Genomic DNA, 209 nt, shown 5'->3' with positions numbered 1-209 from the left:
TAATCTTTCTTCTGCATCTAAAGCCTTACCCATCAAGTGCTTACCACAATCATTTTATCGACGTATACAACGCTTCTTTGCAGATCAGTATTTCGATTATCGTCAAATTTCTCAGTTAATTTTCAATATATTTTCATTCGATAAAGTCCAATTAACTTTGGATAGAACTAATTGGAAATAGGGAAAACGAGATATTAATATCTTGATGC

At 31.6% G+C, this 209-nt stretch carries 1 pseudogene; it reads left to right on the top strand.

Annotation, left to right across the window (positions count from 1 at the left end):
- Positions 1-178 (top strand): annotated as a pseudogene (locus AVJ20_RS18240) (IS4 family transposase); the annotation flags it as partial.
- Positions 179-209 lie beyond the last annotated feature (31 nt).

This window comes from Acinetobacter sp. CFCC 11171 (genome assembly GCF_003268405.1).
Classification (GTDB): Bacteria; Pseudomonadota; Gammaproteobacteria; order Pseudomonadales; family Moraxellaceae; genus Acinetobacter; species Acinetobacter amyesii.
The sequence above is the reverse complement of the archived record's forward strand: the minus strand, read 5'-3'. Positions and strand labels throughout refer to the sequence as shown.